The sequence below is a fragment of the Streptacidiphilus pinicola genome, from assembly GCF_003258295.1.
Lineage (GTDB): Bacteria > Actinomycetota > Actinomycetes > Streptomycetales > Streptomycetaceae > Streptacidiphilus > Streptacidiphilus pinicola.
In genome coordinates this window covers 1-23,559 of the sequence record NZ_QKYN01000114.1, presented here as the reverse complement: position 1 = coordinate 23,559, position 23,559 = coordinate 1, and the positions used below count along the sequence as shown (strand labels likewise).

Below are 23,559 nucleotides of genomic sequence, written 5' to 3'. Positions count from 1 at the left end.
CGGTCCGCCTCGGCCCCCGCGCGGCCTGACTGGCCTGCCGAGGCCCCGCTTCCTGTCCACGGACGGGCGGGGCCGACCGGTCACGTTCGACACGCACCACACCCACACGACGAAGTGAGGTAGCAAGTGTCCGAAGGCAACGGTCGACCGAAGACGTACGACATCGCCGTCATCGGCTGCGGCCTGATGGGCTCCGCGCTGGCGCGGGCCTTCGCGGGCGGCGGCCTGCGGGTGGCGGCGTGGAACCGCACCCCCGAGCGTGCCGAGGCGCTCGCCGGCGGCGGCATCACCCCCGTCATGGATGTCGACCAGGCGGTGCGGTCCTCGCGCCTGGTGGTCGCCTGCACCTCGACGTACGAGACCACGCTGGCGTCGCTCGAACCCGTCTCCGCATGGAACGGGACCGCCCTGGTCAACATCGGAACCAGCTCACCCGACGAGGCCGAGCAGGCAGCGCGCTGGGCCGGCGAGCGGGGGGCTGCGTACCTCGACGGATCCATCCTGTGCTATCCGCAGCAGATCGGGACGCCTGAAGGGTTCATCGTCTTCTCCGGCTCGCCGGCCGTCTGGGCAGAGCACGAACGCACGCTGACGCTGCTCGGCGGAGCCTGCCGTCACGTGGCCGACCATCCCCGCGGCGCGAGCGTCATCGACGCCACGATCATCGGCGGCTTCTACGTCGCCGCCCTGGCTGCGTACGTCGAGGCCGTCACCTACGCCCAGAGCGAGGGCGTCTCCGCCAAGGCGCTGCAGATGGCGACCCAGAGCGCTCTGGAAGCGCTGAAGTACACCACCGAGGAGGCCGCCTCCTCGATCGCGAGCGGCAGCCACGCGACGGACCAGGCGACCCTCGAGGTCTACGCCGAAGGGGCCCGCACCGCCCTGGCCGCCATGCGGGCTGCTGGTCACCGCGCCCGGCTTCTCGGAGCGGCGGTCGAGAACCTGAACGCCGCCGAGGCCGCAGGCTTCGGAAAGCTCGGCTTCTACGCCCAGACCAAGATCGCTCACGCCGACGCACCCGCCTGACCCCCACCACCGGAAAGAGACCCGCATGAAGACCAAAGCCGCCGTCTTGACCGGCCTGAACCAGCCCTTCGAGATCCTGGAGCTCGACCTCGACGGCCCGAAGGAGGGCGAGGTCCTGATCCGGTACGTCGCCGCCGGGCTGTGCCACTCCGATCTGCACCTGCCGAGCGGCGACCTGCCCTCCCGCCTTCCGATCATCGGCGGCCACGAGGGTGCCGGGGTTATCGAGGAGATCGGGCCGGGCGTCACCCGGTTCAAGCCCGGCGACCACGTGGTGTGCAGTTTCATCCCCAGCTGCGGCACCTGCCGTTCCTGTTCCACGGGCCATCAGAACCTCTGCGACCTCGGCGAGTTCCTGCTCGACGGCCAGCTCGTGGACGGCACGTTCCGCTTCCACCACGGCGGCGAGGACGTCGGCGCCATGTGCTCGCTGGGCACCTTCTCCCAGTACGCGACGGTGTCCCAGTTCTCGGTCGTCAAGATCGACGAGTCGATCCCGCTCGAGACCGCGGTCCTGGTCGGCTGCGGCGTCCCGACGGGCTGGGGCACCGCCGTCAACACCGGCAACGTCCGCGCCGGCGACACCACGGTGATCTACGGCGCCGGCGGCCTGGGCATGAACACCGTGCAGGCGGCCGTCGCCGCCGGTGCCAAGTACGTCGTGGTCGTGGACCCGCAGGAGTTCAAGCGGGAGACCGCGCTGAAGTTCGGTGCCACCCACGCCTTCGGCGACGCCACCGAGGCGCACGAGGCTGTCTGGGAGATAACCCGCGGACAGGGCGCCGACCAGGCCCTGATCCTCGTCGGGCACGTCGAGGCGCCCGTCATCCAGTCCGCCTTCTCCGTCATCGGCAAGGGCGGCACCGTCGTGGTGACCGGCCTGGGCAACATGGAGGAGCTCAGCATCCAGCTCCCCGCCGCCGAGCTCACCCTGTGGGAGAAGACGATCAAGGGATCACTCTTCGGCAGCTGCAACCCGCAGTACGACATCGTCAAGCTGCTCGGCCTCTACCAGGCCGGCAAGCTGAAGCTCGACGAGCTGGTCACCACCCGGTACAAGTTGGAGGACCTCAACCAGGGCTACAAGGACCTGGTCGACGGCAAGAACATCCGCGGCATCGTCGTCCACGAGCACTGACGACCCGCGGTCCTCACGCGGTGTGGCAGCCCAGCGGGCGGCCACACCGCATCGCCGTGCAGGGCCGCTCCCTGGTACCGATAGACCTGCAGCGGTACGTTGGTCACCTCTCCTCCTCGATACACGCAGGGAACCGATGGCGTCACCATCTGCGAGATCGCTGACCACCGTGCCCGCGGATCTCACCAGCTTCGTGGGCCGTCGACAGGACGTCGCCGCCGTCCGGGAGCTCGCCTCCAAGGCGCGGTTGGTGACCTTGACCGGGATCGGGGGCGTCGGGAAGACCAGGCTGGCCTTCCGGGTCGCGGCCGAGGTGAGGCGTGCCTTTCCGGACGGTGTCTGTCTGGTCGAACTGGCGTCGCTCACGGACCCCGCGCTGCTCCCCCTCACCGTGATGGACGCGCTGGCCATGCGCGAGCAGTCGGCCCGTGAGCCGGTCGGCGTCCTGTGCGACCACCTGCGCACCCAGCACATGCTGCTGGTCCTGGACAACTGCGAGCACCTGGTCGAGGCCGTCGCGGACCTCGCCGACCGCCTGCTGCGGGCAGCGCCCGACCTGAGGATCCTGGCGACCAGCAGGCAGGCCCTGCGGATCGCTGGCGAGTACGTCTACCCGGTGCTCCCCCTGCCCGTACCCAACCCCGAGGCCACCATCAAGCCCGGGACGGGAACCCAGTACCCCTCGGTCACCCTGCTCGCAGAGCGTTCGGCGGCCGTCGTCCCCGGCTTCGCGCTCACGCCGGACAACGAGGCCGCGGTCATTCGCCTCTGCCACCGACTGGAGGGCATCCCCCTCGCCATCGAGCTCGCGGCAGTGCGGTTGCGGGCGCTCACCGTGGACGATCTCGTGAACCGCCTGGACGACCGGTTCGACCTGCTGCGTGAGGGGAACCGGAACCTCCCGGAACGGCACCAGACACTCCAGGCGATGATCGACTGGAGCTACGGTCTGTGCACCCCAACCGAGCAGGCGCTCTGGGCCCGGGCCTCCGTCTTCGCCGGCGGCTTCGGCACGGACGCGCTGGAGGCGGTGTGCACCGACGACTCGCTCCCGGAACGGGCCGTTCTCGACGCAGTGACCGGGCTGGTCGAGAAGTCGATCTTCGTACCGGAACCGCAGGGCGGCCGGAGCCGCTTCCGCATGCTCGAGACCATCCGCGAGTACGGCCAAGCTCGGCTGGCCGAATCCGGCGACCAGGAGGCACTGGACCGGCGCCACCGCGACTGGTGCCTCCAGCTGATCGAAACCGCCGGCGACGAGTGGGTCGGCCCCCGGCAGCAGCAGTGGGCCGACAGGCTGGAACTGGAGCACGCCAACCTGCGCCGGGCCCTGGAGTACTGCCTCTCCGAGTCTGGTGAGGCACGCGTCGGGCTGCGGATGGCCGCCGTGCCGTGGTTCTGGGGCGCGACGGAGTACATCGCGGAGGGCCGGCTCTGGCTCGACCGCCTCCTGGCCCTCGACGAAGAACCGAGTCACGAACGGGCCTGGGCCCTCGCCACCGCCGCGTACATCGCCATCTTCCAGGGCGACGAGCATGCGGTCACCGTTCTGCCCGAGGTGGCCCGCGACCTCGCAGTCCGGCTCGACGACCCGGCGGCACTGGCCTACGCCACCCATGTCCTCGGCATGCGCCAGTCACTGAGCGACGACCCGGCCAGCGCGATTCCGCTGTTCACCGAGGCTCTTGAGCAGTACTCCGAGACCGGAGTGACGCCGCAGTACCCGGACAGCCTCCGGATCGAACTGGCCAACGCCTACATCCTGCTCGGGGACTTCGACAAAGCCACGAACCTCGTCGACGAGCTGTACGAACTGTGCGGCGTCAACGGTGACCGTTGGAACCTTTCCTACGCCCTGTGGGGACGCGGATTCCTGGCCCTGATCCGCGGCGATCTCGACCAGGCCGAAGCCGACCTGTGCGAGTCCCTCGCAATGAAACGGGAGTTCCACGACACCCTGGGCCTGGCGCTCACACTCGAGGTCCTGGCGTGGACGGCGGCGGCCCAGGGCGAGGACGAACGGGCCGCCACCTTGTCGGGCGGAGCGGACAGTCTGAGGCAGTCGATCGGAGCCAAGCACGTGATCACCGCGCCAGGAGACTTCCAGGTGACCGCATGCAAGCGCCTCGGGGAAGCGGCGTTCGACTCCGCGTTCGCGCGTGGACGCCACCTCGCCCTCGACGAGACGCTGGCACTCGCCCTGCGGGAGCACGCCCAGCCCGCACCTGCGGCTCCGGCCCAGGCGTCTCTGCTCACCCGACGCCAGCGCGAGGTCGCCGAACTCGTGGCCGCGGGCCTGTCGAACAAGGAGATCGCCGCGAAGCTGGTCATCTCGCTGCGCACCGCCGAGGGCCACGTGGAGAGCATCCTCACCAAGCTCGACTTCAAGACGCGCACGCAGATCGCGCACTGGGTCATGCAGCAACCCACCGGGCAGGCTCGTGAGTAGCGCCTTCCCCCACGTGGGCAGGGTGCGCGGGGGAACCCGCCCAACAGGCGCCACGAGATCCACGATGCACCCATGACGAACGCATCGACCAAGCACAACGCGCGCAAGCGGATCCTTGTGACCGGCGGCGCCGGCGAGATGGGCGCGTACGCGTGCCGCGTCCTGGCCAAGGCGGACGAGGTCGAGGAGGTGCTCGTCGCCGATCGCGACCAGGAGAAGGCGACGAAGCTCGCTGGCGAGCTCGGCCCCAAGGCCACGCCGCTCACCCTCGACATCTCCGACGCCGACGCCCTGACCGACGCGCTGACCGACGTCGACATCGTGCTCAACACGGCCGGTCCGTTCTACCGGTTCGGCCGCGAGGTACTCAGCGCGGCCATCGCGACCGGGACCGACTACCTCGACATCTGCGACGACTGGGAGCCCACGCTGGAGATGCTCGCGCTCGACGATGCGGCGCGCGAAGCCGGCGTGACCGCGGTCATCGGCATGGGCGCCAGCCCGGGCACGAGCAACCTGCTCGCCGTGCTGGCGATGGACGAGTGCGACACGGTCGACACGATCTACACCTCGTGGCGGGCTTCAGCCGCCCACTTCCCGCGCGCCGCCGAGGGCAAGGAGTTCGCCGACGCGACCGCCGCCATCGAGCACTGGGTCCACAACTGCACCGAGCCGATCAAGTTCTGGCGCGACGGCGGACTCATCGACGGCTACGGCCTCGAGGAGACCACGCTGACCTACCCCGGCGTCGGCACCGACCCGGTCTGGGTCTGCGGCCACCCGGAACCGCTGACGCTGCCGCGGGTCCGCCCCGAGGTCCGTGAGTCCCTCAACGTGATGAGTGCCCGCCGCGGGCTGATGGACGCGATCGCCGCCATCGCGCAGCGCGTTCGCGCCGGCGAGCTCGACGTCCGCCAGGCCTCCGAGGAACTGCTGCGCCAACCGAACCTGTCGGGCAGGAACGCCGGACCGTCGCCCGCCCTGCCGAGCAACATCTTCGCGGTCGCCGAGGGCACCAAGAACAATCGGAGGGTCCGCGTAGGCGCCCAGGCCACCGTCCAGCCCGAGGGCAACATGGGCGAGATGACCGGCATCCCGCTGGCCGTCGCCGCGCTCATGGCTGCCCGCGGCCAGGTGGTCAAGCCGGGTGTCCACGGCCCCGAGGGTGCGATCGACCCGAAGATCTTCTTCCACGACCTCGCCCAGTACGCGCCGCAGCCGCCGGTCGAGGGCCAGGAGGTCTACGAGGTCGTGTCCGAGTTCATCGACTGAGACCACCACGACCGCGCTTGCGGGAATGTGACGGCGGCCCGGATTGCCCGAGCCGCCGTCGTTGTTTTCCGCCGGATCAGCGCGCGGCCTCGGCCCCGAGGCTCTGCAGCAGCTTCGTCGCGGCGCGATGGCCGGACTCCGCGGCAGCTGCGAGTGAGGGGGCGGCCAGGTAGTCGCCGGCGAACCAGATCGGGCCGAGGGGTTTGCGCAGAGTCTGCTGGGAGGTGCTCCGCGTCCCGCTCCTCCAGTAGGAGACCACCCGGGGCTGCCGCTTCACGACCACCCGCTCGATCCTGCCTTCGAGCTCGGGGAAGAGAACGAGCAGATCGCGGACGCACGTCGCCTCGATCTCCTCGTCCGTCAGCTTGTTCAGCTCGTCGGCACGGCTTCCTCCGGCCAGGCACACCAGGGCGCCTCCCGATCGGCGCGGGCCCTGTCCACGCAGCGCCGCGGCGTGGTTGAACACCATCTGGAAGGACAGGTCCGGCGTGGAGACGCCGAAGTAGTCGTCCCAGCGCTGCGGACCCTCCTCCGAGGTGAAGACGCCGGCCAGGACGTAACGGCCGTACTCGATGGCATCCAGCGCCGCCCGCTGCTCCGCGGGGAGGCCCGGCATGATGGCCAGGGCACGGTCAGCAGGGACGGCCACGATCGCCCGTCGCGCCGTGAGACGGGTCGGTCCTTTCGTGCCGGAATACTGCACGGTCACCAGGTCGTCTCCCCAGGTGACCGACGTGACCTCGGCGCCGAGCCGGATCCGGTCGCCCAGGTCGGCCGCAAGGGCGTCGGTGAAGCTCTGGTTGCCACCGACCGGCAGGGCGAAGTTCGGCACCTTCGCCGCCTTCTCCAGCGCCGTGCCGATGGAGAAGGTGAGCTGCGTGGCCGCGGTCTCCTCCGGGTCGCAGCCAATCCACTGACCGGACCACGCTCGGAACAGATCGCGCATCTCGTCAGTGCGCACACCCTTCATGAGCCAGGCGCCGGACTCCTGGTCGAGGCGGGCTCGTGCCTCACTGGCAACGCGGGCGTTCTTGCTGAACATCCGGGCGTGGGTGCGCCTTATGCGGAGGCCGACCCGGGCCAGCTCGACCTTGGCTGCGAGTGACATCCGCGAGCGCAGCAGGAGCAGCGCCGGGCTGTCGGTGGTGACCATGCGGCCCTTGAGGTAGAGCGCGGCCTTGCGGCCCGCGAGCGAGCCCCGCTCGATCCCGTACCGGTCCATCACGTCGAACAGGGGGCCCGCCCCCTCGGTGAACTGAGCACCGACGTTGAGCCAGTAGTCACCGTGGCGGACGGACTCCACGCGTCCCCCGGGCCGCAGTGCCGCCTCGAGGACCACCACATCGGTCGCTTCCGCCAGGGTCGACCCGGCGACGAGCCCGGCAGCGCCGGCGCCGATGACCACCACATCACACTGCTCTTCACGTTCCAGATCACTGTCCATGGTCCGGATCGTCACCCGGGCAGCCGGGTCCGGGCGCTCCGCCCGTCGGCACCGCACCCGGCTGGGGGAGGCCGTTCGTCGGCCGAATGCCGAGTGCCCCGCAAAAGCCGTGACCCGCTGCTCCTGCTCATCGCAGGCCAGCGGGTCGATGGTCCGGTCTCAGTGCACGTGCTCAGTGCCCAGCGAGGCCGCGCAGCGCCGGCGCCGCTGCGCCGGGCAGCTCTCGCACGAGCAGCACGTCCTCGCCTGCGGGCAGCGCAGGCTCGACGAACTCGGCGTACAGGGCGAAGAAGTCCCTCGGATCGATGACGCCCTCGGGGGCGTGGACGCCGGTCCTCGTGATGAGGCCCCGACGCAGAAGTTCCAGGCCTACGGCGAGAGCCACGCCGGTCCCGCCGCCCATCTTGCCCGGCGGCATCGCTCGCGGCTCGACGGAGACCGCCATCGGCTTTCCGTCCCGCTCTCCGCGCGCGAGCGCCCAGACCGTCCCCAGCGGGTTGCGCGAGCCCCGCGCGTCTGCGGGCGGCTGCGGTTGGTTCACGCGCCGCGCGCCCTCGGCGAGGGTGATGGTGCCGGCGTGGTAGTCCGCGGCGACCGAGCGGGCGTGGTCGAACAGCCACTCCGGTCCGGAGGTGACGTTCAGACAGGTGGTCAGCCCGTCGAGGTACCGGGGCAGGGTCAGTGCTTCCGGATGTCCGACGGTGTGGGCGCGCACCGGCCCGAACCCCGGATACTCCAGGTCGACGGGCTGTAGCGGTGTGATGTCCTGCTCGGCGCCGTCGCGCCAGGCACGGATCGTGCCGCTGATCTGGATCACCCAGTGCTCCACGGCGGCGCCCGCCGAGCCGGCTGCGGCCGGATAAGCCGCCTCCTCCTCGATCACGGCGCCGCGCATCGACCAGCCGGTGACGATCTCACTGACGCTGTCGAGGCGGCTGGCTGCAAGCATCGCGGCGAGGTTCGAGACGCCAGGGCTTCCACCGATGCCCTTGACGACGCGGCACCCCTTCTCCCGTGCCCTGGCGTCGTAGTCGAAGGCCTCGACCGTCGACTCCCAGTCGTCGTCGATGTCCAGGTAGTCACAGCCGCATTCGATGGCCGCCTCCAGAATCGGGCGGGCGAACAGCGAGAACGGGCCCATCGTGTTGAGGACGACGTCGCAGTCGGAGAAGACCGCGCGGAGCGCCGCCTCGTCGGTCGCGTCGAGCCGCACGGCGACGCAAGGTCCGCCGACCTCGTCGGCGACCTGCTGCGCGCGCGCCAGATCGATGTCGGCGACGAGGAGTCGTCCGGCGGAACCCAGCTTGGCGATCGAGCGGACGGCCCAGCGCCCCATGGCGCCCGCTCCGCCGACGATGACCACCGTGAGAGGGGCCTGGGACTGATGTGTTGTCACGTTGTTCAGCCTTTCTGAATCGGCGCGTGATCACGGCCAGGCAAGCAGCATGGACGTGACGACTGGTCCGGCACGGCTCCCGGTGAGCAGAAACGGACGGGCGGGGGATGTCCGTGGCGACCGCGCGGGCACAAGCAAGGAAAGGCCTCCCGTCCCGCTCGGATCGGAGAGCTCCGACGAGCGGACAGGAGGCCCCTGGGACCCACGGGTCACCTGGTTCGCGTCACACGGTCACTGTGGGGTGGGCAGGTCAACAAGCCCGGCGAGGCGGGCGCGGTGGGCGCCGGCCGTTCCGAGGGCGATCTGGTCGGCCTTGGCGCGCTTGAGGTAGAGGTGGGCCGGGTGCTCCCAGGTCATGCCGATGCCGGCATGCAGCTGGACGGCCTCCTCGGCCGCGAGCACCGCGAGGTCGCTGACGTAGGCCTGAGCCACGCTGCTCGCGACGACCGCGTCCTCGTCGCCCGCGGCCAGGGTCGCCGCGGCGTAGCGGGCGGCGGCGGTCGCCGACTCGACGCCGATGGCGAGGTCGGCGAGGCGGTGCTTGATGGCCTGGAAGCCGCCGACCGCGCGCCCGAACTGCTTGCGCTCCTTCAGGTACGTAACGGTCTCCTCCAGGCACCACCGCGCGAGGCCGACCTGCTCGGAGGCGAGCAGAGCCGCCCCGGCCACAAGGGCGTCCTGGACGGCCTGCTCGGCGTCGGCGACGACCAACTCCCCTGCTATGCCGTCCAATCGGACGTCGGCGAGCTGCCTGGTCATGTCCAGGGACACGACCGGCGTGACCGTGGCGTCGGCGGCCGCGACGGAGAAGACCGCGCCATCGGCGAAGACGAGGAGCGTGTCGGCCTCGATCGCCCCGGCGATGCTCGTCACCGTTCCGGTGAGTCGCCCGTCGGCGACAGTGACGGTGGGAAGCGCGCCGTGCGGCGCGGTGGAGAGCGGGACGAGCAGCGCAGCGGTCTTCTCGCCGGAGGCCAGTTGGCCGAGCAGCGGGCCGTCGCTGTCGCGCAGCACCAGCGTCGCGATGACGGCGCTGGTCAGGAACGGCACCGGCGCCACAGTGCGGCCCAGCTCCTCCAGGACCACGGCGGCTTCCAGGGCGGAGGCGCCCGCTCCACCACGGTCCTCCGGCACGAGCAGGCCGGCCAGGCCGAGCTCGGCGGCGAGGGCCTTCCAGAGGCCGTCGACGAGCGAGCGGTCGCCGTCGTAGAGGGCGGTGACGACGACCGGGTCGCAGCGGTCCGTCAGGAGCTTGCGGACCGTGGCCCGCAGGTCGTCCTCGACCTCGGTGTAGAGAAGGTTCGTGTCGCTCACTTGGCCAGGTCCTTCCAGGGCACGTCCTTGTCGACGCGGGGCTCGGACGGGAGGCCCAGCACGCGCTCGGCCATGATGTTGCGCAGGATCTCCGAGGTGCCGCCCTCGATCGAGTTGCCCTTGGCACGCAGGTAGCGGTAGCCCGCGTCACGTCCGGTGAAGTCGACGTGGTCGGGGCGGACCATCGCCCAGTCCGAGTAGCGCAGGCTCTGCTCGCCGCGCAGTTCCAACTCCAGGCCGGACAGCTCCTGCGCGATCCGGGCGAAGGTGACCTTCAGGGCGGCACCTTCGGCGCCGGGCTGGCCGAGGGCGAGCTTCTGCCGGACGCGTTGGCCGGTGAGCCGGGAGACCTCGGCCTCGACCCACAGGCGCAGCAGTCGGTCGTGCAGTTCGGGGGTGCGCAGTTCGGGGTGGTCGCGCCAGGCCTTGGCGACGACGCCGATCATGCCGTTCTCGCGCACAGGGCTGCCGCCGATGGCCACGCGCTCGTTGCTGAGCGTCGCGTTGGCGACCGCCCAGCCCTGGCCGACCTCGCCGAGCCGCTGGATGTCGGGGACCCGGACGTCGGTGAGGAAGACCTCGTTGAACTCCGCCTCGCCGGTGATCTGCCGCAGCGGGCGGACGTCCACGCCGGGGTCGGTCATGTCGGCCAGGAAGTAGGTGATGCCCTGGTGCTTGGGCAGGTCCGGATCAGTGCGGGCGACCAGGATCGCGAACTGCGCGAGGTGCGCACCGGATGTCCACACCTTCTGACCGTTGACGATCCAGTCGCCGCTCGCCGCCTCACGCACGGCGCGAGTGCCAAGGGCGGCGAGATCGGAGCCCGCGCCGGGCTCGCTGAACAGCTGGCACCAGATCTCCTCGCCGGTCCACAGCGGACGCAGGAAGCGCTGCTTCTGCTCCTCGGTGCCGAAGCGCAGGATGGTCGGGGCGGCCATGCCGAGGCCGATGCCGTTGGCCTTCTTGTTGTTGTCCGGCGCGCCCGCGGCCTCGAAGCGCGCGTCGACGGCGGGCTGCCAGGCCTGCGGCAGGCCGAGACCGCCGTGACCCTCGGGGAAGTGCACCCATGCCAGGCCGGCGTTGTAGCGGGCGCGCAGGAACTCCAGGCGCTCCGTGGTCGCGGGGTCGTGCGCGGCAAGGAACTCCTCGATCCGCCGCCGCAGCCCCTGTTCGTCGATCGTCATCCTGCCGCCTTCCAATAACTAAGCGCTTGCTTAGCACTCTCGGGGAGGTGCCCGCCCTCCGTCAAGAGACAACCCCCACCTGGGCGGTTTTGGTGCATGCGTCCGGCTCGCGACGGTCGCGGAGACGTACGGTGCGCCCATTTACCTGCAACCACGAAGGGCACCGCAGAGATGTGGCAAAGCGAGTTCCGACTGCGGCTCGGCGAGATCGACGGCCTCGGACATCTCACCGCGACGGCCTATCTAGGGCTGTTCGAGGAGACCCGCGCCGCATGGATCATGTCGACGCTCGGCGTCACCTACCCGAGCTATGTCCTGGCCCGCCAGCACATCGACTACCTGCACGAGGTGCGGCTCGCCGACGGCCCTGTGACCGTGTCGCTCGCCGTCCAAAGTCTCGGCAACTCCAGCCTGCGCGTGAGTGAGCGCCTGACGACACGCGAGGCCTTGTGCGCCCGCTCCGTCGCCACACTCGTGACCTGGGACATGGAGCAGCGTCGTTCACGGCCGATAACCCCCGCCGAACGCGCGCTCTTCGAGAGCTTTCTGGAACCGACGCCCTCGCTGTAGGGAACGTGCCTCCCCCAGACGGGCAGTGGATACGTCGTCACAGGCGAACACAGGGTCGCCAGTGGCGACCCTGTGAGGCATGACGATTCAGAAGATCAACCCCGACACCATCGCCCCGCCCCACGGCCACGCCCAGGTCGTCGTGGCCACCGGCAGCAAGCTCGTCTTCGCTTCGGGCCAGGTGGCCATCGCCCCGGACGAGAAGCCCGTGGGTGACGCCACGGACTACAAGGCCCAGGGCTACAAGGCCGTGAGCAACGCCTACGCCGCGATCACCGCGTCCGGTGCGAGTCCGGGCGAGGTGGTCCGGATGACCGTGTACGTCGTGGACCCGACGGCCGAGAACCTCGAGAGCCTCTACGCCGGCCTGGGCGACGCGGTCCGGGACGCGGGCGGCCGGACGACCGCGATGACGCTCGTCGGTATCACCGGCCTCTCGGAGCCCGGCCGTGTGGTCGAGATCGAGATGACCGCCGTCACCGACTGACGCCGCGCCGGTACGCGTCGGGGGCCGACCCAGCGGGTTGGCCCCCGACGCGTACCGGCGCGGCGTCAGTGCTTTGTTCGGCTGCCCGCCTGGCGGCGCAGTTCCACACGCGCGAGGGCGTTCTTGTGGACCTCGTCCGGTCCGTCGGCGAAGCGGAGGGTGCGGATGCCGGCGATCATGCTGGCCAACGGGAAGTCCTGGGACAGACCGCCTGCCCCGTGCACCTGGATCGCCTTGTCGAGGATCCACTCCACGGTCGACGGCGTCGCGATCTTGATGGCCTGGATCTCCGCGTGCGCGCCCTTGTTGCCGACGGTGTCCATCAGCCAGGCCGTCTTGAGAACCAGCAGGCGCAACTGCTCGATGCGGACCCGGGACTCGGCGATCCAGTCACGGATCACGCCCTGCTCGGCGAGCGGCTTGCCGAAGGCGACCCGCTCGTCCGCGCGTGCGCAAAGCAGCTCGATCGCGCGCTCAGCCGTGCCTATCGCCCGCATGCAGTGGTGGATGCGGCCCGGCCCGAGGCGTGCCTGGGCGATGGCGAAGCCGTCGCCCTCCGCGCCGAGCAGGTTTGCGGCAGGCACGCGGACGTTGTCGAAGGACAGTTCGGCGTGGCCGCCGTGCTCGCGGTCGTCGTACCCGTAGACGGTCATGCCGCGGTGGATCTCGAAGCCGGGGGTGTCCCGCTCGACAAGGATCATGGACTGCTGGCGGTGCCGGTCGGCGGTGGGATCGGTCTTGCCCATCACGATGAAGATCTTCGCATTGGGGTTCATCGCCCCGGTGATCCACCACTTGCGGCCGTTGAGGACGTACTCGTCCCCGTCTCGCACGATGCTGGTCTCAATGTTGGTCGCGTCCGAGGAGGCCACCGCGGGCTCCGTCATCGCGAACGCGGAGCGGATCTCACCGGCGAGCAGAGGCTCCAGCCACTGCTTCTTCTGCTGCTCGGTGCCGACGAGCGCCAGCACCTCCATGTTCCCGGTGTCGGGGGCCGCGCAGTTCATGGCCGGCGGGGCGAGGTGCAGGCTGCGGCCGGAGATCTCGGCCAACGCGGCGTACTGCAGGTTGGTCAGCCCCGCCCCCTCCTCGCCTGGTAGGAACAAGTTCCAGAGCCCCCGCCTGCACGCTTCGGCCCGCAACTCGCCCATGACGGGCGCGGAGTCCCATGCCCACGGGTTCTCCAGCCGCTCCAACTGTTGGTGGAAGGCGGCCTCGGCCGGATGGACGTGGGTGCCCATGAAGTCGAGCAGCGCCTCTCGGAGCTCCTCGGTCCGGGCGTCGTACTGGAACTGCATCAGCCTTGCTCCTTCAGTGCGGTCAGTCCGGCGTCCAGCAACGGGTGGACCACAGAACCGATGTGGGCGAACCCCTCTCCGACCGTCTGTCCGCTCTGGTGGCGGTAGTGGATGCCTTCGAGGATCGCGGCGAGCTTGAACGAGGCGAGGCCGAGGTAGAAGCCGAACCGCGACAGGTCGCGCTCGCTGTGCGCGGCGTAGCGCGCGACGAGCTCGTCCTCGGTGAGGAAGCCCGGGGCGCAGGCGACGTCCACCACCGAGTTCTTCGGCATCACCGCGCCGAGCCGGCCGTAGACGACCATCAGGGCGAGGTCGGTCAGCGGGTCGCCGAGAGTTGCCATCTCCCAGTCGATGACCGCGGCGGGGCGGTCCTGGGCGTCGGCGAGCACGTTGTCGAGCCGGTAGTCGCCGTGGACGATGCCCGCCGCCGACTCGGTGGGGACCTCCGCGGTGAGACGGGCATACAGCTCGTCCGCCGCGGGCAGATCGCGGGTCCAGGAGGCGTCCAGTTGCTTCTTCCACCGGCTTACCTGACGGCCCAGGAAACCCTCGACCCGCCCGAAGTCACCCAGCCCCACCGCCGCCGGATCCACGGCGTGCAACGCGGCGAGAGTGTCGACCAGGCCCTCAGAGAGGGCCCGGGTGCGCTCCGGTCCGAGCGGGGCGAGTTCGGCGGCGTACCGGTACGGGCGGCCGTCGATTCGTTCCATGACGTAGAATGCCGCGCCCAGGACGTCGGGGTCGGCGCAGAACGCGTACGTCCTCGGGACAGGCACGTCGGTGGCGTGGAGCGCCGACATGACCCGGTACTCCCGGGCCATGTCGTGTGCGGTGGCGAGCACGTGACCGAGCGGCGGCCGGCGGACGATCCACGTCTCGACGCCGTCGGTGACCTCATAGGTGAGATTGGACTTGCCGCCCGTGAGCAGTCTCGCGGAGAGCCGACTTCCCGCCCTGGGCACCTCGGCTGCCAGCCAGGCGCCCAGCCGCTCCAGGTCCACCCCCGGAGGAGACTCCTGCGACCCGCCCATCACGGCACCAGCACGCTGACGGTGTCAGCCACGCAGGCCGGCTTGTCGCCGCCCTCTCGCTCGACGGTCACCCGGGCGACGACCTGGTAGCCGCCGCCACCGGGGGTGACCGATACGATCTCGACGCCGGCCCGGATCTTGGAGTCGACCGGCACCGGCGAGGGGAAACGGACCTTGTTGGCACCGTAGTTGACGCCCATCCGGATGCCCTCGACGGTGTAGACCTGCCAGCTGAGCATCGGCACGAGGCTCAGGGTCAGGTAGCCGTGCGCGATCGTCGTGCCGAACGGCCCTTTCTCGGCCCGTGCGGAGTCGACGTGGATCCACTGGTGGTCCCCGGTCGCTTCCGCGAAGGTGTCAATCTGTTGCTGGGTGACGGTGTGCCAGTCGGAGTACCCAAGGTGGGTGCCGACGGCCTGCTCCAGCTCAGCGATGCTGTGGAAGACCTTCACGCCTTCGGCCCTCCCGCCACGTACAGGACCTGTCCGGAGACGAAGCCCGCCGCCTCACCGGCGAAGAACGACGCCGCGTTCGCGATGTCCGCGGGGGTGCCGGTGCGGGCGACGGGGATGTCCTTGGCCGCGTAGGCCTTGAAGTCCTCGAAGTCGACGCCCATGCGCGCGGCGGTCGCGGCGGTCATCTCGGTCTCTATGAAGCCCGGCGCGATCGCGTTGACGGTAACGCCGAACTTGCCGAGTTCCAGGGCCAGCGTCTTGGTGAAGCCCTGGACGCCAGCCTTGGCGGCCGCGTAGTTGGCCTGGCCGCGGTTGCCCAGCGCCGAGGTCGAAGAGAGGTTGATGATGCGGCCGAAGCCGGCCTTGGTCATGTAGCCCTGGACGGCCCGGGACATCAGGAACGCGCCACGCAGGTGCACGTTCATCACGGCGTCCCAGTCGGCGACGGTCATCTTGAACAGCATGTTGTCGCGGATGATGCCGGCGTTGTTGACCAGCACGGTCGGCTCGCCCAGCTCGGCGGCGATCCGCTCGACCGCGGCGTGCACGGCGGCCTCGTCGGAGACGTCGACACCGACGGCGAGAGCCCGGCCGCCGGCTGCCTCGATCTCCTCGACGACGGGCTTGCAGGACGCCTCGTCGAGGTCCAGGACGGCGACGGCGAGGCCGTCGACGGCGAGGCGCTTGGCGACGCCCGCACCGATGCCGCGCGCGGCGCCGGTCACGATCGCGACGCGGGGGGTGGAGATGGTCATGCGGTTGCTCCTGTCAGTGGGGTCGAGTCTCGGATTCGGCGTGCTAGCCCTGGGCGGTCAGGCTCACGCCGCCGTCGATGAGCACGGTCTGGCCGGTCAGCCAGGCCGCGTCCTCGGAGAGCAGGAAGGCGACGACGCTGCCGATGTCCTCCGGCTCGCCGAGCCGCTTCAGCGGGTAGGCACGGACCGCCTCCTCCTCGCGGCCCTCGTAGAGCTTGGCGGCGAACTTGGTCTTCACCACGGCCGGCGCTACGCCGTTGACCCGGATGTCGGGGCCGAGCTCGACGGCGAGCAGGTCGGTGAGCGAGTTCAGCATCGCCTTGGTCGCGCCGTAGAAGCCGATCCCCGGCGCCGTGCGCACCGAGGAGAGCGAGGAGACGTTGACGATCGCGCCGCCGTGCTCCCCCATCCACGCCCGGTGCACGTGCTGCACCCACGACAACGCGGCAATGCAGTTGACCTCGACGGTCTTGCGCGCCGCGTTCAGGTCCATCTCGACCGCAGGACCATAGGTCGGGTTGATACCGGCGTTGTTGACCAGGAAGTCGACGCTGCCGAAGGTCTCCATCGCCTGGCGTACGGTGTCGGCCTGGTGCTCGACGTCGTTCGCCTTGCCCGCGACTCCCAGCGCGTGCTCGGCACCACCCAGGTGCTCGACGGCCGCATCGAGGGCGTCCTTGGTGCGGGCGGAAATGACGACCTTCGCGCCGTCCGCGACGAGCCGCTCGGCGATGCCCAGGCCGATCCCCCGGCTAGCGCCGGTGACGATCGCGGTCCTGCCCGCAAAACGATTACTCACGACAGCCTCTCGATCACCATCGCCATGCCCTGGCCGCCGCCGACGCACATGGTCTCCAGGCCGAACTGCTTGTCGTGCCACTGCAGAGAGTTGATCAGCGTGCTGGTGATCCGCGCGCCGGTCATGCCGAAGGGGTGACCGACGGCGATCGCGCCGCCATTGACGTTGAGCTTCTCCTCCGGGATGCCGAGCTCCCGTGCGGAGCCGATCACCTGGACCGCGAACGCCTCGTTGATCTCGACCAGGTCGATGTCCGAGATGGTCAGCCCCGCCCGCTTCAGCGCCTCGCGGGAGGCGTCGACCGGGCCGAGGCCCATGATCTCGGGCGACAGGCCGGAAACGCCGGTGGCGACGATGCGCGCCAGCGGGGTCAGGCCGAGCTGCTTCGCCTTGGTGTCCGACATGATGACCAGTGCCGCCGCACCGTCGTTCAGCGCGCAGCAGTTGCCTGCCGTGACGGTGCCATCGGGACGGAAGACGGGCTTGAGCCCCTCGACCGCCTCCAGCGTGACGCCTGCGCGCGGGCCGTCGTCCTTGCTGATTACCGTGCCGTCGGGCAGCATCACCGGGGTGATGTCGCGGGCCCAGAAGCCGTCGGCGATCGCCTTCTCGGCGAGGTTCTGGCTGCGGACGCCGAAGGCGTCCTGCTCGGCGCGGGTGATACCGGCGAACTGGGCCACGTTCTCCGCTGTCTGGCCCATGGTGATGTAGAGGTCCGGCAGCACGCCGTCGGTGCGCGGTTCGACCCACGTCTGGCCACCCTCGGCGAACTTCGCGGTGCGGGCCTGGGCCTCGTCGAACAGCGGGTTCTGCGTGTCGGGCAGGCCGTCGGCGTTGCCCTTGAAGTAGCGGGAGACCGTCTCGACGCCGGCGGAGAGGAAGGCGTCGCCCTCACCCGCCTTGATGGCGTGGAAGGCCATCCGCGTGGTCTGAAGGCTGCTGGAGCAGTAGCGGTTGACGGTGACGCCCGGCAGGTGGTCCATCCCGGCCAGCACCGAGACGGCACGCCCGAGATTGTTGCCCGACTCCCCTGCGGGCTGGCCGCAGCCCAGGATCAGGTCGTTGATCTCACGCGGGTCCAGACCGGGGACCTTGGCCAGCGCGGCCTGCACCATCTGCACGGTCAGGTCGTCGGGCCGCGTCTCCTTCAGCGAACCCTTCCCTGCCCGGCCGATCGGCGAGCGGGCGGTGGCGACGATGACGGCTTCGGGCATCGCGACTCCTTGGCTTGTAGATTACTAAGCGCTTGCTTACTGACTGCCAGCAGAGTGGCGCTCACGCCCCGGATCGTCAATGCGCCCTGAATCACAACCGCCCAGCCGGGGGATGCCTCGCTCCCCCTCCGGCGATCAACCCCGGTCCGACCGGGATAATCAACGAGTGAGCTCCGAGACGTCCGAGATCCCCCGAGCCGATGCCACACGCGCCCGCCTGCTGGAGGCGGCCGTCACCGCCTTCGCGGCGAAGGGCTTTCGTGGCACAACGACGCGCGACATCGCCGCCGCCGCGGGGATGAGCCCGGCGGCCCTGTACGTGCACCACAAGTCCAAGGAGGAGTTGCTGTACCTCATCTCGAAGGCGGGCCACGAGGCCACCCTCCAGCTGGTCCAGGACGCGATCGGCTCACCCGAAGACGACCCGGCCGCCGCCCTGCGTCGGGTGATCCACGACTTCTCCGTCAGCCACGCCCGCGGCCAGACCAGCGCCCGGATCGTGAACTACGAGCTGACCTCGCTCACCCCCGAGCATCTCGCGGAGATCCGCCAGATCCGCCACACCATCGACGCCGAAATCCGCAGCCTGGTCGAGCGCGGCGTCGCGGAGGGCGCCTTCGACACCCCCGACCCGAGCATGGCGACCGTGGCGCTGCTCTCACTGGGCATCGACATCGCCCGCTGGTACCACGACGGGGGCCGCTGGACCCCCGAGGACATCGCTGACCGCTACGCCGAGATGGCCCTGCGCATCGTCGGCGCCCGGACCGCCTGAATCAGGCGACGAGCCCCAACTCCTGAGCCCGGCTCGCCGCCTGGGCCCGGTTACGGACCCCCAGCTTGCGGTAGACGGTGCTCGTGTGCTGCTTCACGGTGTGCCGGCTCAGATTCAGCAGCGCCGCGACCTCGGGATTACTGAGGCCCAGGACCAAGTGCTGCAGCACGTCCAACTCCCGCTTGGACAGCTGTACCGCGCCGTTCACCTCGTCCCTCGGGAACACCCGAGCGCCCTCGGCGACGCGCTTCAGGGCCGAGACGATCGCCGCCGACGGCATCTGCTTCGACAACGACGCCACGGCCCCGTGGGTCGAAGCCAGCGCCGCGGACACCCGCCCCTCCCCCGACACCAGCACAACCCTGACGTACGGCATCCGCTCCTTGAACGCACGGCACAGCTCCAGACCCGAACGCCCGCCCAACGAGGTACTCACCAAGGCGAGTTGCGGCTGATGCCGCCGCGCCACCTGCCAGGCCAGCTCAGCCGAGCCCGCTCCAAGACAGGACGCCACCCACGGCTCGTCCATCAGGACAGCACGCAAGCCCGCCTGAACCAACTCGTGCTCGTCCGCAATCAGCACGCGCTGCAGCTGGCACCGGTCCTCCGAAGTGTTTGCGGGAGCAACCCGCTCGGTGGCGACAAGTGTCATTTCGACACCTCCGACGTCTCGAAGAAAGCTTGGATTGCGGCCGGTCGGCGACCGAGCGACCTCCACCCGTGACCCACGAGCGGCGTCCGCGACGCCCCAGGCGTTTCACGCTGTGTAACCTGTGCTTCACATCTTGAGCGGCCGCAGGCCTCGGGACACCCGGGGAACTACCTGTGCGGGTACCTGTTCGCACGCGGGCTCGACCCTCAACACCTGGCTCGAGGGGCTCGGTCCCGTGGATCGAAAGGGAAGACGAGACAGGTGGTGGAACAGGTAGTTCCACCACTGCCGGAGAAAGGGCCTGTCTCGCACAGTAGAACCAGCCAACTGAAGATCGTCAGGACATGGCCTGGGTATTGATCACACCTGGGCGGTGGGCGCCCCGAAAGTAGCCCCGGAAGGAAGGCAGGACGCGCCACAGCACGAGAACCACCGGACACGCGTGAAACCCGAAAGGGCGAGTAGCGGTTACGTCCCTCCGGGCTGGCAGCAAGGCTCTCATCACACCCGGTCTCGCCGGTGCAGTGTACGTACGTGCACCGGCAGGCCCCACAAGGATGGCAAGCCCCCTGCCAAAGCTCACCGTCGGAGTCGGTCCAGGCTGTCACCGAGCCGGTCAGCGGCCCACCCCAGACGGAGCGTCACCGGGTTGACGATGCCAGGCGCGAACCGGCGCGAGGTGCGCCACACCGCGGACAAGTCGTCGTGCATTCCCTCGCCACTCATGTAATCGGCGAGAAGACTCCCGAGATACGGCGCCTGCGGCAGGCCGTGCCCGTTGCAGGCCATCGAGTAGTAGACGCGAGGAGTTGCCTGTCCCACGACCGCCATGTTCGACGGAGTGATACCGATCCACCCTCCCCAGGCGCGGGCCGGAGCGACGTCCGTCAACGTGTGAAAGCGCTCGCGGAAACCCCGCACCAGGTCGGCAACAACCGACTGATCGGGTAGGCGGTCGGACAACCGTCGCGGCATCTGCAGGCTACGGGTGGTGAACACGATCGTGCCCCGGTCCGTCGTCCGGAAGCTCTGCATCACGAAATGGTTGGTCGTGATCGGAGTACGGCTCGTCCAGCCCGCGGCATCGAGCCGCTCGGCGGGAACCGGTTCGGTCTCGACGGCGGTGACCCAGACCGGGGTGGAAAGGCGGCGGGGCGCGACGTTCAGCTCACGGGTGAAGGCGTTGGTCGTGAGTATCGCCTGGCCGGCCGTGATGCGGCCGCCGGCGAGCTCGATCCGAACCGAGTCGCCGACGTCGGCGACCCCGAGCACTGGACTGTCTTCGAACACTCGCACAGACGAGGTGCGAACCAGATCCCGCACACCCAGGGCGAGCTCGCCGGGATTCAGAATGCCGCCGCACTTGATGTGAATCCCGCCGTGGAAGGCCGGCGGAATCCCCAGACATTCGGCATCGCCCACGGTCGACCGTTTGCCCGACGTGGTGGTCTTCCGCATGCGCTCGAAGGCGGCTGCGGTGGGCGCGGCCCCAATGTTGCCGGTCGGCAGATACCCGCAGTAGATGCCGCGACTCGCGATCAGCTCCTCGGTGAATCCCACCGCGTTGTTGGCGAAGCGGTGCAAGCCACGAACGCGGTCGGCATAGAAGCGGTTGAGGATTCGGGGATCACTGCCCAAGGTGTTCGTCAGGTACCCGGCATTGCGCGCGCTTGCCGCCCGGCCGCACCGGTCTGCCTCGACCAGTACGACGTCACGGCCCAGCTCGGCCAGCCTCAGCGCCGCCAGCATCCCGCCGAGCCCGCCACCGATCACCGCGACCTCGCAGGACACCTTTCCCGCGAGCGGGGGCTCGAACGTGGTCGGCCAGTCAACCCATCCGGTCCCCCGCAGATAGGTCATCGACGCTGACGTCATGAAATCCTCCCGTTGCGCTGCACCAGTTCAGGGGCTCGATCGCCCACACAGTTCGCCAAACTCGCGCAGTTCGGCAGGCCGCGGAACGGCTGCAAGCACCTGCGCAGGCCAGACCGACGTTAGGCAGCCCGCCGAGCGCCCGACACATTCCGTCCGATGCCGCGCCCGGGTGGGGGATGGACCGCAACGCAATCCCCTCCAGGCATGTCGGCGACGCCCCCTGCACCAGGCCTCTGGTCGACGGCGACCGCCCGCCCGCGACCAGGATTCGCGCCGAGCCAGGCCAGTACTGCTCGTCCCGCCGGTTGTACCGCTTGGCCTCGAAGCGCTCCACGACTGCCGGGCTGGCGAGCCAGGAGCGCCACAGCTCCGCAGGCAGCCGCACGGGAACCGGCTGCAGCAACGAGAGCTGAACAGCGGCATGCGCGTCCGGCTTGATGCCCTCAGTGCCAAGCAAGGACAACTGCTCCGCCTTCGCACCCGTAACGGCAGCCACTTGTGGGCCTGCTGGCCGTACGGGCCTCATCGACATCGCTTGCTCTGAGTGGACGCTGGACTTGTGATCCGGCGTTGCCGCGGTCCGCTATGCGGCGGACCGCGGCAATGTGGACTCAGTCCTCGGCGGTGAGTGAATGCAGAATCTGAGCGAGCCGGGTGGTGATCTGGTCGTGGAGCGCGTCGAACTCGGCTTCCTCTTCGGGGCCGTTCGGTACGTACAGGCCGACTCGTCCGCCGCCTGCATTTCCCCAGGTCAGCGCAGACCAGCATCATCAAGGACGGCCCCAACCGGGACTTCTACCTCAAGAAGCGGGGCGAGGGCTGCAAGCACGTCCAAGCACTGATCGCCCTGGCCCGCCGCAGAGCCGACGTCCTGCGGGCCCTGCTGCGCGACAACCGGGTCTTCACCCCCGATCCACCGGTCGCGCAAGCGGCTTGACTCAGTCATTGAACTCCTGGGGTGCGGTGGTCTCGGTGGGTGCCGGGGCGTCAGTGGCCTGGCTCGGTGATCAGCGGTCTGCGGCGGCCGACCGCCCACAGGAGAAGGGCCGCGCAGGCGAGGGTTGCTCCGGTGAGGCAGACGGCGGCCCAGCCTCCGGCCGACCACAGGACGGAGGCGGCGGCGGAGCCGATCGCGCCGCCGATGAAGTTGCAGGTGACGAAGGCGGTGTTGAGGCGGCTGCGGGCCTGCGGGGCGACCGCGAACAGGCGGGTCTGGTTGAGGATGTTGACGCCCTGCACGGCGATGTCGAGCAGCACGATGGCCACGAGGATCAGCGCGACAAAGTGGCCGGCGAGGGCCGCGAGACCGAAGGAGCCCGCCACAGCGGCCCAGCCCCATCCGGTGGCAGGCAGGGACCAGCCGCGGTCGTGAAGCCGGCCAGCCTTCTGCGCGGCGAGGGCCCCTGCGAGGCCGGCGAGGCCGAACAGGCCGATGACGGAGACCGGGTAGGAGAAGGGGGGAGCGCTGAGGAGGAAGGTCAGGGCGGTCCAGAACATGGTGAAGACGCCGAAGGCGGTGGCGCCGAGCACCAGGGTCCAGCGCACGGTGCGCTCCTGGCGGATGACGTGCCAGACCGAGAGCAGCAGTTGCGGGTAGGGCAGGTGGGCCTTCGCCGGCAGAGCGGGGATCGCGCGGCGCAGCAGGGCTGCGAAGGCGACGGCCGCGGCTGCGGCGACGATGTAGACGGTGCGCCATCCGGCGGCGTCGGCGATGAGTCCGCTGATGGTGCGGGAGGTGAGGATGCCGATGAGGAGTCCGGCGACGACGGTGCCGACGACTTGGCCGCGGTTGGTGTCGTCGGCGAGGTCTCCGGCGAGTGGGGTGAGCAGTTGGCCGGAGACGGTGGCCAGGCCGAGGAGGGTGACGGCGACCAGTAGGACGCCCATGGTCGGGGCGAGTGCGCATCCGGCGAGGGCGGCGGCCGCGCAGAGCATCAGGAGCGGGATGAGGCGGCGGCGGTCGAGGATGTCGCCGAGCGGCACCAGCAGCAGTGCGCCTGCCGCGTAGCCGATCTGTGTCGCTGTCACGAGCCAGCCTGCTGCTGTGGTGGAGGCGTGCAGGTCGTGGGCGATGAAGTCGAGCAGCGGCTGGGCCCAGTAGAGGTTGGCGACCGCGGTGCCGCCGGCGATCGCGAACAGCAGCGTCAGCCCGCGGCTCATGGTGGGTGCGGTCACCTGGTCGCTGTCGTGCGTCGGTGGCGGGGTGGACGGGGTGGGCCGCGGCATCGTCCGATCATGGTGATGAGACAGAAGGCCGCTTGCCTGCTAGCTGGTCTGACGACGAGTGTGGCGCTCGGCGCGGTGGGTGTCGGGGCGTCGACGCCTGCCGGCACCAACGAGTTCACGATCTCCCAGGACACGCTGCGCACCGGCTGGGATCCGAACGAGCCCGGGCTGACCCCCGCACAGGTGTCCAGCTCCCAGT

The 23,559-nt window shown here is 69.7% G+C and carries 21 protein-coding genes and 1 pseudogene; 9 read left to right on the top strand and 13 right to left on the bottom strand.

The annotated features are described in order from the left end of the window. The first annotated feature begins 126 nt into the window (after positions 1–126). The 4 genes from DN069_RS27460 (at position 127) to DN069_RS27445 (ending at position 5,885) form a co-directional block, all read left to right on the top strand. Positions 127–1,026 carry an NAD(P)-dependent oxidoreductase gene (locus DN069_RS27460; protein ID WP_111505384.1) on the top strand — a complete coding sequence of 300 codons (900 nt, stop codon included), beginning with the start codon at positions 127–129 and terminating at the stop codon, positions 1,024–1,026. Positions 1,027–1,051: 25 nt separating this feature from the next. After that, positions 1,052–2,164 carry an NDMA-dependent alcohol dehydrogenase gene (locus DN069_RS27455; RefSeq protein WP_111505382.1) on the top strand — a complete coding sequence of 371 codons (1,113 nt, stop codon included), beginning with the start codon at positions 1,052–1,054 and terminating at the stop codon, positions 2,162–2,164. A gap of 169 nt (positions 2,165–2,333) precedes the next feature. After that, positions 2,334–4,613: a LuxR C-terminal-related transcriptional regulator gene (locus tag DN069_RS27450; protein WP_207892279.1), complete on the top strand. Its 2,280-nt coding sequence runs from the start codon at positions 2,334–2,336 to the stop codon at positions 4,611–4,613. Positions 4,614–4,685: 72 nt separating this feature from the next. Continuing rightward, positions 4,686–5,885 (top strand): saccharopine dehydrogenase family protein, encoded by a 1,200-nt coding sequence (locus tag DN069_RS27445; RefSeq protein ID WP_111505378.1) that lies wholly within the window; start codon positions 4,686–4,688, stop codon positions 5,883–5,885. 76 nt (positions 5,886–5,961) lie between these two features. On the opposite strand, the gene DN069_RS27440 is transcribed toward DN069_RS27445, so the two are convergent. From DN069_RS27440 to DN069_RS27425, 4 genes are all read right to left on the bottom strand, one after another. Continuing rightward, entirely contained in the window at positions 5,962–7,329 is a 1,368-nt protein-coding gene (locus tag DN069_RS27440; RefSeq protein WP_111505500.1) for a flavin monoamine oxidase family protein, read from the bottom strand. A 172-nt stretch (positions 7,330–7,501) separates the two neighbouring features. Further along, on the bottom strand, positions 7,502–8,725 hold the full coding sequence (locus DN069_RS27435) for a saccharopine dehydrogenase family protein (protein WP_133260051.1): 1,224 nt from the start codon (positions 8,723–8,725) through the stop codon (positions 7,502–7,504). A gap of 231 nt (positions 8,726–8,956) precedes the next feature. Then, a complete protein-coding gene (locus DN069_RS27430) occupies positions 8,957–10,039 on the bottom strand; it encodes an acyl-CoA dehydrogenase family protein (RefSeq protein ID WP_111505374.1) in 1,083 nt (360 codons plus the stop codon). Then, on the bottom strand, positions 10,036–11,223 hold the full coding sequence (locus DN069_RS27425) for an acyl-CoA dehydrogenase family protein (RefSeq protein WP_111505372.1): 1,188 nt from the start codon (positions 11,221–11,223) through the stop codon (positions 10,036–10,038). The genes DN069_RS27430 and DN069_RS27425 overlap by 4 nt, the downstream gene beginning before the upstream one ends. 171 nt (positions 11,224–11,394) lie before the next feature. Between DN069_RS27425 and DN069_RS27420 the strand changes: the two genes are divergently transcribed. Both DN069_RS27420 and DN069_RS27415 read left to right on the top strand, forming a co-directional pair. After that, the gene (locus DN069_RS27420; protein ID WP_165845654.1) at positions 11,395–11,793 is read left to right on the top strand and encodes an acyl-CoA thioesterase; all 399 of its coding nucleotides are present in this window, start codon (positions 11,395–11,397) and stop codon (positions 11,791–11,793) included. 79 nt (positions 11,794–11,872) lie between these two features. Beyond that, a complete protein-coding gene (locus DN069_RS27415) occupies positions 11,873–12,280 on the top strand; it encodes a RidA family protein (RefSeq protein ID WP_111505368.1) in 408 nt (135 codons plus the stop codon). 65 nt (positions 12,281–12,345) lie between these two features. Here the strand turns inward: DN069_RS27415 and DN069_RS27410 are convergent, their stop codons facing one another. Genes DN069_RS27410 through DN069_RS27385 form a run of 6 tightly spaced genes read right to left on the bottom strand, consistent with a single transcriptional unit; the run spans position 12,346 to position 17,832 of the window. Then, positions 12,346–13,578: an acyl-CoA dehydrogenase family protein gene (locus DN069_RS27410; RefSeq protein WP_111505366.1), complete on the bottom strand. Its 1,233-nt coding sequence runs from the start codon at positions 13,576–13,578 to the stop codon at positions 12,346–12,348. After that, positions 13,578–14,609 carry a phosphotransferase family protein gene (locus tag DN069_RS27405; RefSeq protein ID WP_111505364.1) on the bottom strand — a complete coding sequence of 344 codons (1,032 nt, stop codon included), beginning with the start codon at positions 14,607–14,609 and terminating at the stop codon, positions 13,578–13,580. Before DN069_RS27405 ends, DN069_RS27410 begins: the two co-directional genes overlap by 1 nt. After that, on the bottom strand, positions 14,609–15,061 hold the full coding sequence (locus DN069_RS27400) for a MaoC family dehydratase (RefSeq protein ID WP_111505362.1): 453 nt from the start codon (positions 15,059–15,061) through the stop codon (positions 14,609–14,611). The genes DN069_RS27405 and DN069_RS27400 overlap by 1 nt, the downstream gene beginning before the upstream one ends. Beyond that, complete coding sequence (locus DN069_RS27395; RefSeq protein WP_207892278.1) at positions 15,058–15,819, bottom strand: SDR family oxidoreductase; 762 nt, start codon at positions 15,817–15,819, stop codon at positions 15,058–15,060. Before DN069_RS27395 ends, DN069_RS27400 begins: the two co-directional genes overlap by 4 nt. 43 nt (positions 15,820–15,862) lie before the next feature. Next, positions 15,863–16,618 (bottom strand): SDR family oxidoreductase, encoded by a 756-nt coding sequence (locus DN069_RS27390; protein ID WP_111505360.1) that lies wholly within the window; start codon positions 16,616–16,618, stop codon positions 15,863–15,865. Continuing rightward, a complete protein-coding gene (locus DN069_RS27385) occupies positions 16,615–17,832 on the bottom strand; it encodes an acetyl-CoA C-acetyltransferase (protein WP_111505358.1) in 1,218 nt (405 codons plus the stop codon). Before DN069_RS27385 ends, DN069_RS27390 begins: the two co-directional genes overlap by 4 nt. A 166-nt stretch (positions 17,833–17,998) precedes the next feature. Here DN069_RS27385 and DN069_RS27380 point away from each other — a divergent pair, with 166 nt between their 5' ends. Then, positions 17,999–18,607, top strand: a complete 609-nt coding sequence (locus DN069_RS27380) for a TetR-type transcription factor C-terminal domain-containing protein (protein WP_243639797.1) — start codon at positions 17,999–18,001, stop codon at positions 18,605–18,607. Position 18,608: 1 nt separating this feature from the next. Here DN069_RS27380 and DN069_RS27375 read toward each other — a convergent pair whose 3' ends face one another. Beyond that, positions 18,609–19,259 carry a response regulator transcription factor gene (locus DN069_RS27375; RefSeq protein WP_111505354.1) on the bottom strand — a complete coding sequence of 217 codons (651 nt, stop codon included), beginning with the start codon at positions 19,257–19,259 and terminating at the stop codon, positions 18,609–18,611. 579 nt (positions 19,260–19,838) lie between these two features. Beyond that, complete coding sequence (locus tag DN069_RS27370; protein WP_207892277.1) at positions 19,839–21,134, bottom strand: NAD(P)/FAD-dependent oxidoreductase; 1,296 nt, start codon at positions 21,132–21,134, stop codon at positions 19,839–19,841. Between the two features lie 703 nt (positions 21,135–21,837). On the opposite strand from DN069_RS27370, the pseudogene DN069_RS27365 reads away from it, so the two are divergent. Continuing rightward, positions 21,838–22,071, top strand: a pseudogene (locus DN069_RS27365) (IS110 family transposase); the annotation flags it as partial. A gap of 50 nt (positions 22,072–22,121) precedes the next feature. Here DN069_RS27365 and DN069_RS27360 read toward each other — a convergent pair. Further along, on the bottom strand, positions 22,122–23,360 hold the full coding sequence (locus DN069_RS27360) for an MFS transporter (protein ID WP_111505352.1): 1,239 nt from the start codon (positions 23,358–23,360) through the stop codon (positions 22,122–22,124). 15 nt (positions 23,361–23,375) lie between these two features. Between DN069_RS27360 and DN069_RS39525 the strand changes: the two genes are divergently transcribed. Continuing rightward, positions 23,376–23,559 (top strand): hypothetical protein (locus tag DN069_RS39525; protein ID WP_133260050.1); only part of this gene is annotated, 184 nt, incomplete at its 3' end.